This is a genomic window from Bacillus sp. FSL W8-0640 (assembly GCF_038007725.1).
GTDB lineage: Bacteria > Bacillota > Bacilli > Bacillales > Bacillaceae_G > Bacillus_A > Bacillus_A cereus.
This window is the reverse complement of sequence record NZ_JBBOXT010000001.1, coordinates 2197052-2211492: the sequence shown is the minus strand read 5'-3', so window position 1 is coordinate 2211492 and position 14441 is coordinate 2197052. Positions and strand designations below refer to the sequence as shown.

Here is a 14441-nt window from a genome sequence, read left to right as displayed (position 1 = left end):
TTCCTCATATTGTATTTCTTTTTCTTTAAAATTGAAAGATTATTCTGTTAAATAATGAAAATATTCTACAAATTTTTCCTTTATATTTATAAAGAAACAAAAAAACAACGAGCGCGTTCTACAACACTCGTTGTTTTTACTTTATGCACGATTTTCTTTTAACCACTTCGTAATAGCATCTAACTTCGAAACATCAAAACGTCTTTCTTCACACACGTTCAAATTTTGTGAGTTTCTCACTATTTCTAATTCATTATTTCTTACACTTTTTGCCTCAATTAATTTACAATACCCATCTGTAACAGTATTTAAATTTTCATAATAACGCTGAAACGATTTTGATATATGTAAATGTTTTTCAAAGTTTCTTCTTCTTTTCGTCTCATCAGATACTTTCCGCTTTCTAAGTTCTTCATCGTTCGTATATAAATAAAAATATTGATCCGGAAAGCCAATTTCCCTATTTATCATCTTTTCTTTATAAAAATTTTCTATTAAAGATAATGGCTGATTAAATATATCAAAATGAAAACACCAATTATAACTAAGTGGCTGATAAATATCGCCATCGAGTATTACTAATTCATATTGCTTTGACTTCTGAACAGCTATATTCCAGCGCTCAACTTGTTTTTCAAAATACCATGTTCTATGTTCATTTTTTGGCCTTTCAAATAAAGAATTCACTTCAGGTATTATATAAGCACCATAATTCTTTTCTAATTCACGGCACGTGGTACTTTTACCAACAGCGCTTGCTCCCTCAAATGCTATTATCCCCATAGTTTCTCCCTCTTTCATTAACTAAAATTTCGTTGTTTCGCTTTTCTTCCCCATAACTTTCTCCATAAAACAATTGAAGCGACAGTGAGCATGATTGTTGTAATGATACTACCTTCAATTCCGAACGTGCCTCCATGCAATGTTTCTGGTCCATTTGTTATAGACTTAAAAATTGGAGTAGAATATACAGTTGTGCCACTAACTGCAAAACCATATACATTATATTGAGCCCAGTTCCAAATTGAGTGCCATGCACATATTCCCCACAGACCGTCTTCTTTCAATACATATAAAGCTGCGAAAACACCCACTAATATTATATTCGATATAGATAATATTGTAATTCCTGGATTAAGTAGATGAAGAAATCCAAATAAAAATGAAGTTACAATTATTCCAACCCATATACGACTTCTAACAGAAAGAACCGGGAATAACCAACCTCGTACAATAATTTCTTCCGTTGCCCCTTGTATTAAAAATGCAACTAGAGATCCTACTATTCCTACTATCACTGTTGAGGTAATATGTTGTACTTGCAATTTCACACTCCCCATTAATAATAGTAGAATAACTGGCGTTGAAATAAATAAAAACCCTATTAACGCACCTTTTAAATACTTTCTCATCCATTTCTCTTTCCAAAAGCCAATGGATGAAAAAGGTCTTTTTTCTACAAAACGAACCCATATAAATAAAATAAATATAGCTCCGCCAAACGTTAACACCATTCTAACATTGTCATAAATACCTTTCATGAATATCGTTTCAGCTTTCGGTAAAAATAACATAAATAACATAAAAAGTTCGCCTAAAGTCAAAAATATAATGGCTAATATTACAGCAAAGACTGGATGGACCTTTTTTCTCCCTGCTTTTGCTGCTTCAATTATTATAAATGAATTATTTTTCACTTTCTTTTCTCCTTTTATAATATTTAACTACCAACAGTAACCAACCATATTTTACCACGAAAAATATATTATTAATATTTACTCTAAGTTTTTCTTACATGATTTTGCATAAATCCCAATTAGGAATAATATATAAATAAAAGAGGTGCCTTTGTGCCTTTACTATTATCACCCAGATTACTCAGTGGTATTACCAGCACTTGCTATTTCCCACCATTTGTTGTAAGATAGTAATTAAGGTCAATTTAACACTATATTTTCTTTGCATATTATCAAGTATCAATTGGGGACAGTTTGTACTCCTTATGGGTTTTTGATAATATGTGAAATTTTATTTTCATTCAAATAAGGCCGATCATATTGTAATTTTTCTACTTTTAGGAGGCATTACCATGACATTAACAGGTAAAGTAAAATGGTTTAACAGCGAAAAAGGTTTCGGTTTCATCGAAGTTGCAGACGGTAACGATGTATTCGTTCACTTCTCAGCTATCACTGGCGACGGCTTCAAGTCTCTTGACGAAGGTCAAGAAGTTAGCTTTGAAGTTGAAGAAGGTAACCGCGGACCTCAAGCTAAAAACGTTGTAAAGCTATAATTCAAACAATAAAAAGGTTGTTACCAGCAAGGTTAACAACCTTTTTAATATATAACTAAAATTTTTTACATAAAAGGAGTGGTTACATGTATCGCAATCGAAAGAACGATGTAGCAGAAGTACCACCAGAACAAACCCCTGTTTGGGAATGTGAATCAGAGGATTGTTTAGGATGGATGAGAAAGAACTTTTCATTTGAAGAAGAGCCTAAATGCCCTTTATGTAAAAGTAGCATGAAAAGCGGAGAACGTTTATTACCTAAATTAGGTTAATTTATAATAAAAAAACCTCTTTTAATTAAGAGGTTTTTTTTATTATAAATTTATGTCCTCAACATCAGTTCGCACTATAGAATACAATAATGCATCGTGTTGCTTATTTCCTTGATGAATATATCCGCGCAATAGCCCTTCCTTTTGGAAGCCAATTTTAGATAACATTCTACAAGAAGTAACATTTTCAGGATATGTAATAGCTCCAATTCTAAACAAACCTAAATCTTTAAATCCATAATTAATAATTTCTCCAGCTGCTTCTGAAGCATAACCATTTCCCCAATAGCGAGGATGCAGATCATATCCAATCTCAGATCGTTTACTCCATAATTGTAAATTGTTTAGTCCAATTGTTCCTATTAAAACGTTCGTTTCTTTTAACACAATTCCCCATCGTATTGCCTTTTTCTCAAAGTAATTTTTTGAAAAAGATTCAATCATACGTGAAGCTTGTCCAAACTCCGTAAAAGAATTCATACCGTAGTAACACGTCACTTCATCCAATGAAAAGATTTCATATATTTTTTGACAATAAGATTGTTCTATTTCAACTAAACGTAAGCGTTCTGTTTCTAGTATAGGAAATGCCATAGGATCACTCCTTTCTCTCTACTCATTCATTATATCAGAAAAAATATGTATAATTAGTAAAGTCCTTATTGTTCCATAAATCAAACATTTCTAATGGCACATTCTCTCTTAATTCTATATACACGAATTAGATACCTTCTGATTGCACCTCAAACATGACGCTATAATTTCCATAAATCGAATTTTAAATTATCAAGAACTGTAAAGAAATTGTTTCTTCATTTTCTCCTTCTAAACAACCAACCTACCCCATACATTTATGGTAAAATATAGTTAATATATTATTTTATTGTGGAGGTGAAGATTTCCTATGTATATATTCATCGGCTTATCCCTCTTACTCATATTACTTATTTTTTTATTCGCAAAAAAATTCACACCAAACTCATTCATGATGACTAGCTTTAAAGGTAATAGCTTTAGGACATTTTCAATCGGTATTTTAATCGCTGCCATACTCTCACTTTCATATGGAACTTATCATGCGGTAACATATCAACCTAGTTATTTAGATATTAAATTAAAAAATCAAAACTATACTGTTTTCGGTAATGTAGGCGAATTCGGTTATTTCTCCGAAGAATTATTAAAAAAAGATACAGAAGTACAACTATATTTCGTCTCTTGGAAAACAATACAGTTAAAAAATCCGGTAATACTTATAGAATATCCTTCAGGAAAACAAGAAACATGGAAGCCAAATATCGTATCAATACCGGTAAATAAATTACAAGAAAAACATGATATAAAAGATATTTATCAACTATCACCGTATTCATTTAAAGAGTCTGGAGAAATAACATTAACAATAAAAGAAAACAATGTAAAAAACAATACAATTTCCATTCAAATAAAATAAATAAAAACTGTTCCTCCATTTTGCTGAAGGAACAGTTTTTATTTATTCTACAGTATTATTTATTTAATGTAGCCATTATTTCATTGGCTATATTCTTTCCATTTCCAATACACGCACCAATTCCGACACCATAATATGAGGCACCAGCTAAATATACATTTGGATAAAGATTCGTCATTTTTTCTTGCAATGCTTGAACCGCTTGATTATGTTCTAAATGATATTTCGGCATTAAATCTTTCCAATTTGTAACTTCGACTACTTCTGGCTCACCTTTAATTCCGAGACTCTTTTCAATATCATATAAAGCTACTCGTACTAATTCTTCTTCACTATAATTTTTGATTGTTTCATATACCGGATTGGTGCTCTTATAAAACATTCTTACTAATAATTTTTGTTTACCCGATGTATGTTTCCACTTTCGACTTGTCCATGTACAAGCATCACAATGTAAATCACTGTTTTCCGTTACAATAAACCCTGTGCCGTCAGCTGGTAGTTGTTCATCTAGTATGTCAAATCCTAAGTAAATACTTATAAGAGATGAGTTTTTAAATGTATTAAACTGCTCATTTAACTCATTAGACTGTAATAAAGTTTGTGCTATATCATGCGGAGCTGCTAAAACAACATAATCAGCTTGTATTGTTTCATGATTTACAAAAGAAATCTCATATCGATCTTCTTGTTTACTTACAGCCGTCGTTATAGCACCTTTTTTTACGACAGTTTCAGTGAGCACTTCTTCTAAGCGATTAATTATCGTAGATAGTCCACCTTTAAATGATACGAATTTTTTATTTCCTGCTGATTGAAATTGTTTTTTATTCTCTTCAAAACCTTTAATAATACTTCCATACTTATTTTTATAATCCAGTAAATACGGTAATGTAGATGCCATTGTAAGCTCATTCAACTTACCAGAATATACGCCTGAAAGTACAGGAGCAATTTGTCTTTCCACTAACTCTTTCCCTAAGAAACTTTCTAAAAATAGAGCAAGTGATGTATCTTCCGTAAACTCTTTATTTTTCGTTATGAAATCTTTTAAAGCTACGATTTTCCCTTTCGTTGAGACTAGCGTACTGCTAAACAAAGACTGGGCGCTCATCGGTATCCCAAATATAGTATCAGAAGGAATCGGATGTAACATGTTTTCAGAATATATGTAAGAAATACCCGTTTCATTATATACCATTTCATCTTCTAAATTTAAATCTTTTACAAGTGGCATAACATATTCATTACGAGCAACGATTGAATCCGCTCCTGACTCCATAATGAAATCCTTTTCTTCCACACTATGGATTTTACCACCTAAATACTCTTCTTTCTCAATAAGAATAAAATTTAAATCGATATTATAATCCTTTTTTAATTTTTCTAAATAAAACATAGTAGAAAGTCCCGTTATACCTCCACCGATAACAACAACTGTTTTCATATGTGCTGCGCTCCTAACCGATACAATTAATAATTCCTTTTTATTATAACCAAAAGTCCTTATATTCGACTAGCAAGTTGCGCATTCTGTAAGAAATTAGACAATATATTTGAATATATTTTCAAATTACCTAATAAAAAAGAACTATAACATATACAAACCACGTCATAGTTCTCTTTATTTTAAAAACATAAAGTAATTGATTAATTTGTCTAGTTCTTGACTCAATGCCAATACTTTTTCATGTTGAATTCCATAATCCGATACTAAATATAAAAGTTCTTCTTTTTTTATTTCAATTACTTTTTCCAATTTCGCTAGTTCCATGTCGTTTTACATCTCTCCAAAAATAAAATGTATGTATTTCAGTATAGCCTACTTACATAATTAGTAAAAGTAAAATACGCATGTAAAATCTTACATATTTGAAAAAATAATATACTACTAACAAAAAAAGAAACTAGATTAAGCTTTCTTTTACAGATTATTGACGTTCATTAAGAATGAATAATTTTTCTAATGTTATATCTTTATAATTTGGAGCTCTCTTTATATGATTAAAATAACTGGCAATTGCAGCTGCTCCAAAATGCGCATGCCAAATATCATTTGTTTCTTTTTTACATTGAGAAATAATTGAAAGGCCGCCTTTTAAAATACTTTTGTTTTCCATTTTCTTTCTCCTCTAGTTAAAATCACTATATTTTCATCCTAAAGATGGTGTCAGTACAAATAAAATGTGATTCGATTCATCACTTTTATTCAAAAATCGATGCTTCACATTTGGTGGAATACGTACAACATCGCCTTCTTCTAAAAAATATTCTTTTCCCTCCAATTCTACGTACACTTCCCCTTTCATAATAACAGCAATCTCTTCCTTATCTTCATGGGAATAATGACTTTCTGTTGTGTTTGCTTGTTTATTTAAATCCATCATTAACATTTCAATACGTGCTTTCATAAAATCAGGTGTTAATACATCATATACAATGTGATCATTGTTTTCCCGATATACTTTTTTTCGATCTTTTTTCTTAGAAATGAGCGAATCTGTATCGATATCATTAATAAAAAGTGTAAACAGCGGTACATTTAATGCTTTTGCAATTAACTCCAAAACATTTAAAGAAGGATTAGCATGTCCTCTTTCAATTTGGCTAATTAGTGATGTACTAATCCCTGCATAATCAGCAAATTCACGAATTGTCATATTATTTTTCTTACGATAACTTAATACTGTTTGTCCAAGCCTATCATGTATCATAGTAAAACTTCCTTTCGTCCATCATAATGCATATTTCATTGTCTTTGTGCTGACATACTAAACAAAGGCAAATAATCCTTTCTTATTATCTCCGGGACTTATATACTTACTTTTGTACATTATATCGCATTAAGTTTATTATAATAAACATTCTATCGGAGGGACAAACTTTGAAATCACCTATTCTTTCATATTTCATCTTATTTTTTGGTGTATTCGCCTTATCAACTTCAGCAATTTTTGTAAAATTGGCAGATGCTCCTGCGACAATCATTGCTTTTTACCGATTATTCTTTGCCACACTGATCCTGTTACCGTTATTACTATTTAATAAAAATAGTCGAAATGAGCTAAAAACTTTAACGAAAAAACAATGGACATTCGGATTCACATCTGGGCTATTTTTAGCTGCACATTATGTACTATGGTTTGAATCATTACAATATACTTCTGTAGCAAGCTCTACAGTTATCGTAACGTTACAACCTTTGTTCTCAATGATTGGTGGTTATTTTTTATTTAAGGAGAGATTTACGAAAGGAGCGGTTATTGGTTGCCTCATCGCTATTTCAGGTAGTATCATCATTGGCTGGCAAGATTTCAAAATTAGTGGAGAAGCTTTATATGGAGATATTTTAGCATTTATCGCTGCCGGTATCATTACTGCTTATTTTTTCATTAGCCAACACGTTCGTAAAGATTTGTCACTTATACCATATTCGGTAATTAGTTATGGAAGTAGTGCTGGCTTTCTTAGCATATTTGCTTTCATGCAACAAGAATCTTTCATCCATTACTCTACACAAACTTGGTTGTGCTTTATTGGATTAGCTTTCATTGCTACAATTTTAGGACAAACCATTTTTAATTGGTTATTAAAATGGATGAGTGCTACTGTAATTTCAATGAGTATTTTAGGTGAAACAATTGGCACTTGTATGCTAGCGTACTTTATATTACATGAGACTATTTCTTTACAACAAGGACTAGGAATTACCGTTATTTTTATTGGTTTAGTATTATTTTTATTACAGCCAAATTCTAATGAAAAAGCATGACAGTATACTGTCATGCTTTTAACTATTCATTATGTACAATTAAACCATTCGGTCTAAAACGACTCATCATAATTTCATTAATAAACTTTCCGTGAGCTTTCAAATTTCCTATCTTTACTCCCTCTTCTACAAATCCAAATTTTTCATATAAAGCTTTTGCTTTTGGATTCGTTTCTAACACACCTAGTTCTACTCTCTCTAACATTAACCAATTATCAGCCAGATCAAGCATCTTCATAAGAAGTGCTTTCCCAATTCCTTTATTATGATATTCACTGTCTACCCCAATGAATAAATCGCCTGAATGAGATCTTCGGCCCGGACTTTGTGTTAAACCTACAAATCCAACAACTTCTCCATCATATTCTGCAACAAATTCAAATTGATTTGGTGCTAAATTTCGAATTCTATTTTCCATAGCTTCTACACGCATGCTAGGTAAGAAAACCATATACGGTAAAACGTCATCCTGTATACATATACGATGAATTGCTCTAGCATCTTGTATTTCTACTGCTCTAACGTTGATCCCCATCTTTCTCTCCTCCATATAAATAACAATATATTTGTTTGTGTGTATTCTAGAAACGTGTATGAATGACCTTCTCACTCGTATTTCTTTATGTCATTTTTACATAATTATTTCGATATAATACTTAATTTCCAAAAAGATTAACAACTATATGGATTTGGTTAACTTTTCGCCTCGTTATATAAATTAAGCAAATTTTCAATTGGAATACCATTTAGTTTCATGCCGACTATATTACAATTTTCTATTTCAATATTTTTCAGATTACTATTACTTATAGTGCTGCCTTCCAAATCACATTTATCGAATACAATAGGTTCCTTCTCATCTCCGAGACTTGTATTTTTAAATTGCACTCCACCTAAAGTCACCAAATTAAATTTACTGCCAGAAAGATTTAAATCTGCATATGATGACCATCTAAAATTTATATTTCTAAACTTTGATTGACTTACATTACAATTACTCATATTCATATTTATTATATTGCTACCAACAAATGAACTGTTTTTTAAATTCACTTGATAATACCCTGTATTCGCTAAATTACAGTTTTCGTATTGACTATTTTTCATATCTTTATTTGTAACTACACTCTCTTTGTTTGAGCTTGTTTTTATTCTTTTCACGTAACAATACTCATCTTCCGATTCAAAAATCATTTGGTAGCCCATCTTTTTATAAAAGTGATGATTATTAATTTGTCTACTAGATGTTTCGAGATCCCAAATCTTTATGTTTGGATATTCCTTTTCTATTAATTTCATAACATGTGATCCAATTCCTTTTCCTTGATAAACAGGATCTACAAAAATACGATCAATTCGACCGTACGACTTACCAGAAATCGTAACTATTATCCCTCCAATTATTTCTTTATCCATTACAACTTTGAAAGAATCCAATTCTTCAATGGAATATTCCATCATTTCAACTGAAGAATACCCTGGCGGTTGAATGTTATAATCAATGACATCATCTTGGCCGTATAGCCATTGTTTTGCTTCTGCATCAAATGTTCTTTTCATTATTTCTGTTAATTTCTCAGCATCTAAAATTGTAGCTTTTTCTATAGATATTCTCGTCATTTTCGTTTTCCCCTTCATTATTACAAACCAACCATTTTTGTGAATGCCATAATTATCAATTCACTTTTATTTTTAATGCTTTTCCCATTATTACATATGGAACATCATTTGTACTTGGATGAAATGGCTCCAATATATTTATCCAATCTAATCTTTCATATAACGAACGTGCTTTTTCATTGTTTATTTGTGTTGTTAAAACACTCGTTCTATTTGGAATCCCTTCTAGTAATTCATTATGTAATTTCGTTCCAAGACCTTCATTTTGATATTGTGGGTGGACTGCTAACTCTACAAATTCAAAACAATCTTGTAACCATTCGTCTACTTGCTCTAGATGTAACGCTTCTCTCATTAATTGATTATAGTACTGTCCCTCCATTGAGCGATAACCATAAGTAAAGCCAACTACTTCATTTTCATCATTTATTGCTACTATACCTTTAAAACCTGTATATTCTATATGCCTATTCATTCGCTCGATTATTTCATTGAAATTTATTTTCTCAAATACTTTACAATACAATTTTGCCATATCCCCAATTAAGATTTCATCTTTTTCAATGCTTACGAATTTCACTTTATTCCCCCCTGTTAAACATTTACATACTTAAAATTTTAAAAACAAAGAAAATTAATACTAATCACTCTCTTTACTATTAAACTACAAATCACCCTATATTTTCCACAATTACTTAGTATTAATGAATAAAAGAAGAGACCATGTAATATCAACATGGTCTCTTCTTTTATTCATTTTCAATTTTATTCCGCTATTTGCCGGGCAGTAAGACCCCCATCTCAAAATTCAGCGAAAGCAAAGAAGTTAGGTGGGGGTTGGGCTAATAATCAGCGGGGCTGACACCCCACTGATTAAAGTTTCACTTTATATAATTAAAAATTAGATATTACTTAAGCCAATCGTTGCAAGTGTTACTTAACTGCTGTAAATCTTCTATAAATTGACTCGCATCATATCCATCACAAACCGAATGATGTACTTGCAATGAAACTGGTAGCATAACCTTATTTCCTTCGTTAAAATATTTCCCACAAGTTATAATTGGCAATAGAAAATTTTCATCATTATTAATATTAAGATTAAATCCAGTAAAACTAGTCCAAGGTATGCTAGAAATCGGAAATACATTAGGAGGAATATTTTCTTTCGTGAAAAGACCATGAACACTAGCATAGCATCTCATATCGTCTTCATAATTTTTATAGAAAGTGCGGAAATCACTTGAATAATCCGTCCATATACTTGAAAAAGACTTATCATCTTTATGAAAGATTGTATAACTCGGTATCATTTCCTCCCAATAGCCTAAAACTCCTTCATCGTTAAAACATGTTCGAAATTTTTTATGATTATTTACTACTCTAGAAATTAAATATATAAAAACGGGATAAAATTTTATTCCCTTTTGATATACTTCCTCTAATAACATCGTGATATCAACATTCACAGTCATACTAAATGTACAGTTCAACTTTAAATAATGCTCAAAATACCGCTCTCTATTCCAATCTTCTCTATCAATTACATGAAACTTCATTCTAATAGCCTCCTAAAATTTTCTTTTTATTTTAGAAGGCTAATTCCCTTGCTCTCACCATACTTGTTCACTCCTAACAGTTTACAATTCACCCTAATTATTCATTTAATTATATAACATATGTAAGAATCAATTCACATATTTCTGGAAATCCATCCACATACTATAGATAAATCAAATGAAATTTGGAGGATACATACATGAATAACAAAAATATGAATAAAAAAGAAAATGTTACTGAAAACACTACATCTATTCAAAATAATAATACTGCAAATCTTACTATCGAAGAACAAGCAATGAACGGCTTATACGGAATGCCCGAAACAACAATTGAAGATGCTGATCACGCTGCATCTGATGATTTGACTTCAAAAAATTAATTAACTACATTGAAAAAAGCCAAGGAAAATATCCTTGGCTTTTTTAACTATGCATCCACCTTTTGTATTTCTTCACTCTTTCTTGAAAGTTTACCTGGCCAAAAAGCAAATCGGCCTAAAACTACTGTAATCGCGGGTACAAGTAACGGTCTTACGATAAACGTATCTAGTAATACGCCAATTGCAGTTACAATACCAAATTGAACTAATACTTGAATTGGAAGTGTACCTAACACTGCAAAAGTTCCTGCTAAAATTAAACCAGCCGATGTAATAACACTACCTGTTTGTATTACACCATTTTTTACTGCATCCAAGTGATTTTGTGTCTTTCTGTTTTTCCATATTTCTGAAACCATAAAGATATTATAATCTTCACCTAAAGCAACTAAAAATACGAATGCGTACAACGGTATCGCACCTTGAATGGCCGGCGCACCCATACCGTAATGAAGTAATATCCATCCTGCTCCTAACGCTGAGAAGAATGATAAAACGACAGTTACAATTAAATAAATCATCGCAACAACCGATCGTAAGTAGACAAGTAATAGTAAAGCGATAATGCTAATCATTACTGGAATAATTACTGATTCATCACGTTCCGTAATTTGCTTTGTATCATATAATGAAGCTGTTTCCCCACCAATCCACAATTGATCTTTAGCATTACTAATCCCAGCACCTTTTAATACTTTTTCTATACTACTTTTCAATTTAGGAATTTGATCTAACGCTTCAATTGAGTATGGATTTTCCGCTAAAGAAACTTCATACATTTGTATTTGCTTATTTTCTTTTCCCTCTTTTGGCTCTTTCACTGTATTTACGAAAGAAAATTTCTCTAGTTCTTGTTTAATAGGAAGCTCTTTGCCTTTCGTATCAACAACAACTTTTATTGGTGCTAGTTCACCAGCTGAGAAATGATCACTAATTAACGTAAACCCTTCACGAGAAGGCATATCCTTTGGAAACGACTCTAATAAGTCATATGTGTATTGAATACGTGGTACGAATGAAGCCAATCCGCCTAATACAAATACAGTTAGCATAATTATTGTCCATGGTCTTCGTACTACAATATCTCCAAGTTTTTTACTAAAGGAGCCTTTTGATTTTTTAACTTTTACAGCCCTCTTTTTCTTTCTTGCAAACTCCTCATTCATTGAAGTTGTTCTCGGTATAAACGGGAAAAATGCAATTCTACCGAAAATTAATAATAGTGCTGGTAAAATTGTTAAAGCCGCGATTCCCATTATAAATACAGCAACACTAAATGGTACTGCAAATCGATGAAAGGCACCATAATGAGCAAGTAGTAATGTTCCTAATCCAAGTACAACAGTTAACGCACTCATTATTATTGCACCGCCAGATGCTTTAATCGCAAGTTGCAATGCTTTATATTTACTTTCTTCTTCTAACAAGTACTCTCTATATCTCGAAATTAAAAATAGACAATAGTCCGTTCCAGCGCCAAACAATAATACTGTCATAATTGATATCGCTTGGGCATCTACTTTAATCCATCCGTGATCAGCTAAAAAACCGAGTGTAGGACTAATAATACCGTATGCAAAGCCAACAACAAGTATAGGTAAAATCGCTAAAATTGGTGAACGATACAGTAAAATTAACAAAACTAACACTAGTAGTACAGTAGCCACTAACAATTTCACATCTGCTTGACTAAATAAACTAACTGCATCCGTTTGAATACCTACAGGTCCTGATAATCGAACATGTAAACCAGATTCACTTATTTTTTGTTTAAATGGATCTTCATCCACCTTACTATTCACTATTTTTCTAAACTCTTCAAGATTTCCTTTTAATATATCCGTACCAGCAGATTTATTAAAAAATACCGGTGTAACAAATGATGTACCATCTTTTGACGCACTTTTTAATAATACTTGCTCTGGGATTGTATCAAATGGTGGTAACGTTGATTGTTCTTTTAAAGGACTAGATTTTAACTCTTTATAAACATCTTGTATGAGTTTATAATCCTGTGACTGTAATCCACCATCTCTATACCATACTACTAACAACGGATTCCCTGCATTATTCGGAAACTCTTTTTTCATAAGCGCTTCCGCTTGCTGTGACATAGCTGTTTCAGGTAAATTTTTCGGATTCGGTTCTTTCGTACTGTTTACTTGTGGTAACGTAAATGAAAGTAATAATGTAATAAGAATCCACACCGATAAAGTGATCCATTGCGTATTTTTCCCTGCCACAAGCCTCCCTAACATATGTAACGGGTGCTTTTTCATAAAAACCCACCTTCCTTTTTTCCTCCATTATTAATTATATATACTGGTCGGTTAATTAATCAAGAATGATTGAAAATTATGTTATAATTATCTCAATCATAAATGTCAGGAGCGAATGTATTTGGAACAAAAACAACGTCCTCTCGGAAGGCCGCGTCAAAATAAAAATACAAAATCTACAAAAGAAACCATTTTAGAAGTAGCAACCCGCTTATTTCTTACACAAAATTATCAAGTCGTTTCTATGGATGAGGTCGCAAAAGTTTGTGGTGTTACGAAAGCAACTGTCTACTATTACTATTCAACAAAAGCCGATTTATTTACTGCTACTATGATCGAAATGATGGTACGTATACGTGAGAATATGTCTCAAATACTCTCTACAAACAAAACGTTAGAAGAAAGATTATTAGACTTCGCTAAAGTTTACTTACACGCAACGATGGATATTGATATGAAAAATTTTATGAAAGATGCAAAACTGTCGTTATCTGAAGAACAATTGAAAGAATTAAAAAATGCTGAAGATAATATGTATGAAGTACTAGAAAAAGCACTCGATAATGCGATGCACATCGGAGAAATCCCAAAAGGAAACGCTAAATTTGCGGCTCATGCTTTCGTATCTTTATTATCAATTGGGAATTTTAAAGATGAAAATCACAATCCTATTCTTGCAAATATAGATGAATTATCACAAGAAATCGTTTCTTTTTATTGGAACGGATTAGGTCATTCATATTAAACTGATTTGCTTTAATAAAAGAGCATGTTTGATTTTTTTCAAACATGCTCTTTTATAATTTATTT

The 14441-nt window shown here is 31.6% G+C and carries 18 protein-coding genes; 6 read left to right on the top strand and 12 right to left on the bottom strand.

The genetic code is table 11. The features are described from left to right. Positions 1–141: 141 nt before the first annotated feature. Together N2V80_RS11535 and N2V80_RS11530 are read right to left on the bottom strand one after the other, a co-directional pair. Positions 142–801: an AAA family ATPase gene (locus N2V80_RS11535; RefSeq protein WP_002005064.1), complete on the bottom strand. Its 660-nt coding sequence runs from the start codon at positions 799–801 to the stop codon at positions 142–144. Continuing rightward, positions 801–1697 carry a CPBP family intramembrane glutamic endopeptidase gene (locus N2V80_RS11530; protein WP_000794817.1) on the bottom strand — a complete coding sequence of 299 codons (897 nt, stop codon included), beginning with the start codon at positions 1695–1697 and terminating at the stop codon, positions 801–803. Before N2V80_RS11530 ends, N2V80_RS11535 begins: the two co-directional genes overlap by 1 nt. A 392-nt stretch (positions 1698–2089) precedes the next feature. Between N2V80_RS11530 and cspD the strand changes: the two genes are divergently transcribed. Next, entirely contained in the window at positions 2090–2293 is a 204-nt protein-coding gene (gene cspD, locus N2V80_RS11525) for a cold-shock protein CspD (protein ID WP_000176366.1), read from the top strand. Between the two features lie 86 nt (positions 2294–2379). After that, positions 2380–2565, top strand: a complete 186-nt coding sequence (locus N2V80_RS11520; RefSeq protein ID WP_000286203.1) for a cold-shock protein — start codon at positions 2380–2382, stop codon at positions 2563–2565. A gap of 42 nt (positions 2566–2607) precedes the next feature. On the opposite strand, the gene N2V80_RS11515 is transcribed toward N2V80_RS11520, so the two are convergent. Continuing rightward, positions 2608–3159, bottom strand: coding sequence for a GNAT family N-acetyltransferase (locus tag N2V80_RS11515; RefSeq protein ID WP_000885392.1), 552 nt, complete (start codon positions 3157–3159; stop codon positions 2608–2610). A gap of 310 nt (positions 3160–3469) precedes the next feature. Here N2V80_RS11515 and N2V80_RS11510 point away from each other — a divergent pair, with 310 nt between their 5' ends. Next, on the top strand, positions 3470–4018 hold the full coding sequence (locus N2V80_RS11510; RefSeq protein ID WP_000275250.1) for a hypothetical protein: 549 nt from the start codon (positions 3470–3472) through the stop codon (positions 4016–4018). Positions 4019–4073: 55 nt separating this feature from the next. On the opposite strand, the gene N2V80_RS11505 is transcribed toward N2V80_RS11510, so the two are convergent. The 4 genes from N2V80_RS11505 to N2V80_RS11490 all read right to left on the bottom strand — a co-directional run bounded on the left by N2V80_RS11505 (position 4074) and on the right by N2V80_RS11490 (position 6732). After that, positions 4074–5465, bottom strand: a complete 1392-nt coding sequence (locus N2V80_RS11505; protein WP_000860344.1) for a protoporphyrinogen oxidase — start codon at positions 5463–5465, stop codon at positions 4074–4076. 177 nt (positions 5466–5642) lie between these two features. Continuing rightward, positions 5643–5792 (bottom strand): aspartyl-phosphate phosphatase Spo0E family protein, encoded by a 150-nt coding sequence (locus N2V80_RS11500; protein WP_000417698.1) that lies wholly within the window; start codon positions 5790–5792, stop codon positions 5643–5645. 157 nt (positions 5793–5949) lie between these two features. Next, positions 5950–6138, bottom strand: a complete 189-nt coding sequence (locus tag N2V80_RS11495; protein ID WP_058839124.1) for a hypothetical protein — start codon at positions 6136–6138, stop codon at positions 5950–5952. A gap of 33 nt (positions 6139–6171) precedes the next feature. After that, positions 6172–6732, bottom strand: coding sequence for a helix-turn-helix domain-containing protein (locus N2V80_RS11490; protein WP_000581029.1), 561 nt, complete (start codon positions 6730–6732; stop codon positions 6172–6174). Positions 6733–6902: 170 nt separating this feature from the next. Between N2V80_RS11490 and N2V80_RS11485 the strand changes: the two genes are divergently transcribed. Next, a complete protein-coding gene (locus N2V80_RS11485) occupies positions 6903–7790 on the top strand; it encodes a DMT family transporter (RefSeq protein WP_000841812.1) in 888 nt (295 codons plus the stop codon). A 22-nt stretch (positions 7791–7812) separates the two neighbouring features. Here the strand turns inward: N2V80_RS11485 and N2V80_RS11480 are convergent, their stop codons facing one another. From N2V80_RS11480 to catA, 4 genes are all read right to left on the bottom strand, one after another. Next, positions 7813–8325: a GNAT family N-acetyltransferase gene (locus N2V80_RS11480; RefSeq protein ID WP_000512617.1), complete on the bottom strand. Its 513-nt coding sequence runs from the start codon at positions 8323–8325 to the stop codon at positions 7813–7815. Positions 8326–8483: 158 nt separating this feature from the next. Beyond that, positions 8484–9428 (bottom strand): GNAT family N-acetyltransferase, encoded by a 945-nt coding sequence (locus tag N2V80_RS11475; RefSeq protein WP_002061342.1) that lies wholly within the window; start codon positions 9426–9428, stop codon positions 8484–8486. Positions 9429–9465: 37 nt separating this feature from the next. Continuing rightward, a complete protein-coding gene (locus N2V80_RS11470; RefSeq protein WP_000673963.1) occupies positions 9466–9990 on the bottom strand; it encodes a GNAT family N-acetyltransferase in 525 nt (174 codons plus the stop codon). Between the two features lie 328 nt (positions 9991–10318). Beyond that, positions 10319–10969 carry a type A chloramphenicol O-acetyltransferase gene (gene catA / locus N2V80_RS11465; RefSeq protein ID WP_000668544.1) on the bottom strand — a complete coding sequence of 217 codons (651 nt, stop codon included), beginning with the start codon at positions 10967–10969 and terminating at the stop codon, positions 10319–10321. Between the two features lie 200 nt (positions 10970–11169). Here catA and N2V80_RS11460 point away from each other — a divergent pair, with 200 nt between their 5' ends. Next, positions 11170–11352 (top strand): DUF4021 domain-containing protein, encoded by a 183-nt coding sequence (locus N2V80_RS11460; RefSeq protein ID WP_001060660.1) that lies wholly within the window; start codon positions 11170–11172, stop codon positions 11350–11352. Between the two features lie 47 nt (positions 11353–11399). On the opposite strand, the gene N2V80_RS11455 is transcribed toward N2V80_RS11460, so the two are convergent. Continuing rightward, entirely contained in the window at positions 11400–13631 is a 2232-nt protein-coding gene (locus tag N2V80_RS11455) for an MMPL family transporter (RefSeq protein WP_061655765.1), read from the bottom strand. Between the two features lie 121 nt (positions 13632–13752). Here N2V80_RS11455 and N2V80_RS11450 point away from each other — a divergent pair, with 121 nt between their 5' ends. After that, positions 13753–14376 carry a TetR/AcrR family transcriptional regulator gene (locus N2V80_RS11450; protein WP_053564538.1) on the top strand — a complete coding sequence of 208 codons (624 nt, stop codon included), beginning with the start codon at positions 13753–13755 and terminating at the stop codon, positions 14374–14376. Positions 14377–14441 lie beyond the last annotated feature (65 nt).